Here is a 3,771-nt window from a genome sequence, read left to right on the forward strand (position 1 = left end):
CGCGCCACGCTGTCCGGCGCGCTCGCGGTGCAGCTCGCGAGCCTCGCCAGCCGCAACCAAGCCGCGGCCGTGCAGGAGACGATCGATTCCGTCGTGGAGCGCAGCCCCGACATCCTGTCGATCGGCATCCGCGACGCCGAGGGCCACCTCACAGCGTCCTCGAAAGATCACGTCCAGCATTGGCAGGATCCGCCGGCTGGCATGTCGACGCCAACACTCATGCAGGTCCCTCTCCTGAACGGCGATACGCCGGCCGGCCGGATCGAGATCGCGTTCGCCCCGCTGCGCGACGATTCGATGCTGTTCGGCCTGCCATCAAAACTGCTGATCTTCATCGGCTTCATCGCCGGCGCCGGCTTTGCCGGCTACTATTTCGTGCTGGCGCGCGCGCTGCGCGAGCTCGATCCGGGCCGCGCCGTTCCCGACCGGGTGAAGGCGGCGTTCGACACGCTGGCCGAAGGCGTCCTCATCCTGGATGACGAGGAGCGTATGCTGATGGCGAACCGCGCCTTCGCCGACAAGATGCCGAAAAACTTCGATCCGGAGCTCGGACGTTCCGCGAGCGACCTACCGTGGCTGTCGCAGGCGGCGCAGCCGCTGGCGGGCGAGCAGCTGCCGTGGCGGATCGCGATGCAGACCGGGCATTCGGTGCTGGGCACCGCGATGGGCATTCGCGATTCCGCCGGCGAAATGCAGCGGCTGATCGTCAACGCAACCTGCATCGTCGATGGCAAGGGCGTTGCGCGCGGCGTGATCGCGACCTTCGACGACGTCACCGCGATGCATCGGACCAACGAGCAGCTCAAGGCGTCGATCCACCAGCTGCATCTGTCGCAGGCCAAAATCTCCGAACAGAACGAAAAGCTCACGCGGCTTGCCTCCAGCGATCCGCTGACCGGCTGCCTCAACCGGCGTACCTTCTTCGAGCAGGCGGAGCGGTTGTTGTCGGTTGCGCTTGCCGCGGGCCAGCAGCTCTCCTTCGTCATGATCGATGCGGACCACTTCAAGGCGGTCAACGACGAGTTCGGACATCTCGTGGGTGACGGAGTCCTGATCGGGCTCGCGGGCCTGCTCAAGGAATGCTGCAGGCCGCCGCATCTGCTCGGCCGCTATGGCGGCGAGGAGTTTTGCATCCTGCTGGTCGGGGCCGGCGACGTCGAAGTCGAGTACTGGGCCGAGCAGGTCAGGGTCGCGATTGCCGGCGTCAGGGACTGGCTGCCGGGCGGCGGCCGCGTCACGATCTCGATCGGGATCGCCACGCTCGGCCGCGCCCCTTGCGCGCTCGCCGATCTCGTCAAGCGGGCCGACGACGCGCTCTACGCGGCAAAATCCCGCGGCCGCAACCGCTTTGTAAACTGGAAGAGCCTGCCGCGAAAATCGAAGGCTGCGGACATCGCACCCGTCGCCGAGCGCAGCTTTTGACGCGCTTTCGTCACGCGAACCGCTGCCACTGCGCGCTTTGTCGCCATTAACCCGACGTTAGCGTTAACGGTTTATTGCTGTGACATCCGCCTCGTTCCCGTCGTTCCCCGAGTCAATGTGACATGCAATCTCGTCCTGCCCGGCTTCTTGCATCAGCGGCCGTGACCGCGCTTGTGGCTTCGAGCCTCGGCGGCTGCCAGACCACCATGTCGGACATCACGGGGTCACTGGGGCCGAAGGCGGAGGCCGCCCCGGTCAGCGATCCGCAGCGCGCGATCGATGTCGATGGCGAGCGCTATCGCGCCAACCCGAAAAATGCCGACGCCGCCATCGCCTATGGCCAGGCGCTGCGCGCCAACGGGCAGCGCGCCCAGGCGGCCGCCGTGCTGGAGCAGGCGACCATCGCCAATCCCGGCAACAAGGCCATTCTGGCGGCCTATGGCCGCGCACTCGCCGACAACGGCAATTTCCAGCAGGCGTTTGACGTGCTCTCGCGCGCCCATTCGCCCGACAATCCGGACTGGCGCATCCTCTCGGTGCAGGGCGCCGTGCTCGACCAGATGAACCGGCACGACGAGGCGCGGCGCTATTATGCGAGCGCGCTGAAAATCGTGCCCGGCGAGCCGACCGTGCTGTCCAATCTCGGCCTCTCCTACATGCTCGCAAAAGACCTGCCGAAGGCGGAAGCGACGCTGCGGCAGGCCTACGCCAGCACCAAGGCCGATGGCCGGGTGCGGCAGAACCTCGCGCTCGTGGTCGGCTTGCAGGGCCGCTTCACTGAGGCCGAAAGCATCGTCAAGGCCGATCTGCCGCCGGAGGAGGCGGCTGCCAACGTCGCCTATCTGAAGGAGATGCTGAAAGGCCGCGACGGCCCGCGCGCCGGCCAGGGTCCCGTTCCGATGGCACAGCTCAACCAGCCGGAGTAAGGCGAGGCTTGTTAGGAGGCGCATCGCTCCGATGGCTCGCGGTGGCGGTGCGATGGTGGGCGAAAGGCCAGAGAAGCGCCTGGTCCGGCCGCGCCGGACCATTGATCTAGATCAATCCTGACGAGGCTGTCTGCCGGACGCTCGGTCATGTCCCGCGACGTATGGCTACTGGTCGGTTGGTACGTCTGGATCATCGCCCTGCTGAGCGGGGTCCTGTATCTTTTTCTATCGACGTAATTTGAGGCCGCCTTCGTGCGGGAGATTGCGCTTTTTTTCGAAGCACAGGACAAGACGATCGACCCGGGAGCTGCCCCGTCGGGACATGCCGAGATCCCGTCATATGAATGCAGTGTGAGTGCTGTCGGCAGGCGATCATTCCAAAGGCTTAAAACCTACACCTGTATTGCCGGTGTCCCGGCATCCGCATTCTGCTCGGGCGCACGCCGTCAGCGTCCGCCTGTCCTACAGGAGGAAACCCATGGTTCGCACATTGATGATCGCTGCGGCGTCGGCCGCGGTCCTTGTGGTCTCGCCGGCAGCTTTCGCAGAGGGGCAGTTCGGCACAGCCGACGAGGCCAAAGCCATGCTGCTGAAAGCGGCCGCCGCAGTAAAGGCGGACAAGACCAAAACGCTTGACCTGATCAACAAGGGAGAAGGTGGATTTCTGGACCGCGACATCTATCCGTTCTGCTTCGACCTCGGTGACGGAAAAATCCTTGCGGTCGCCAGCAACAATGCAAAACAATTTTTGGGCACAGATATCAGGGCCCTCAAGGACGCCACCGGCAAGGTGTATGGCCCGGACCTCCACGCCGCGGCGCAGAAGCCGGAAGGTCAGATCACCGAGGTCAGCTACATGTTTCCAAGGCCGGGCGCCGACAAGACACCGGTGCAAAAGGTGAGTTTCGTTACCAAAGCGGGCGATCTGGGCTGCGGCGTCGGATATTACAAGTAAATCGCCGAAAGCAGCCGACGGCGTCAGTTGAGAATGGCGCTGGCGTGCCTTTGCCCACGCGATGCTCGCCAGCGCCGGAATGCGCCACGCTGATTCACATGTCAAACAGCCCATCATTATGATCATCGCCCGGCTTTGGCCGGGCGATCCCTTATTCCAGAGACGGCAGTGCTCGATCGAGACGCCTCTGGAATACTGGATGCCCGCTCAAGGCGGGGCATGACCGTTGAGAATGATGCGGGTCGTCCCGAGCCACGTCGTCGCATTCCCGCGGCGCGATTGCGTCCGGGCTGTGCGTCGATCGCGTCCCTCTGAAATCGAGAGGGCGCAGGGAAGGCCGCATAGGCGTTAAGTTTGGTCTTGCGTATTGGAAACGCTCGTGATTCCAACACGAGATGAGTCACGAATCACTTGTAAACGAAGACTGGACGAGAGTGGTTTCCCGGCTTGGCGGGGCTTCGCAGCTTG

3 protein-coding genes are annotated in these 3,771 nt (G+C 64.1%); all 3 read left to right on the forward strand.

Annotation, left to right across the window (positions count from 1 at the left end):
• The coding region (locus JOZ76_RS34965; protein ID WP_291705935.1) for a GGDEF domain-containing protein at positions 1–1,422 on the forward strand (1,422 nt) is incomplete at its 5' end.
• Positions 1,423–1,544: 122 nt separating this feature from the next.
• Positions 1,545–2,348, forward strand: coding sequence for a tetratricopeptide repeat protein (locus tag JOZ76_RS34970; RefSeq protein ID WP_291705936.1), 804 nt, complete (start codon positions 1,545–1,547; stop codon positions 2,346–2,348).
• A 478-nt stretch (positions 2,349–2,826) separates the two neighbouring features.
• On the forward strand, positions 2,827–3,303 hold the full coding sequence (locus JOZ76_RS34975; RefSeq protein WP_291705937.1) for a cache domain-containing protein: 477 nt from the start codon (positions 2,827–2,829) through the stop codon (positions 3,301–3,303).
• The last annotated feature ends 468 nt before the right edge of the window (positions 3,304–3,771 follow it).

The organism is Bradyrhizobium sp. (assembly GCF_019244115.1).
In the GTDB taxonomy this organism is placed as follows: Bacteria; Pseudomonadota; Alphaproteobacteria; order Rhizobiales; family Xanthobacteraceae; genus Bradyrhizobium.

Coding starts and splice junctions, on each gene's coding strand:
- JOZ76_RS34970 (WP_291705936.1), top strand. CDS start 1,545: ATGCAATCTCGTCCTGCCCGGCTTCTTGCATCAGCGGCCGTGACCGCG.
- JOZ76_RS34975 (WP_291705937.1), top strand. CDS start 2,827: ATGGTTCGCACATTGATGATCGCTGCGGCGTCGGCCGCGGTCCTTGTG.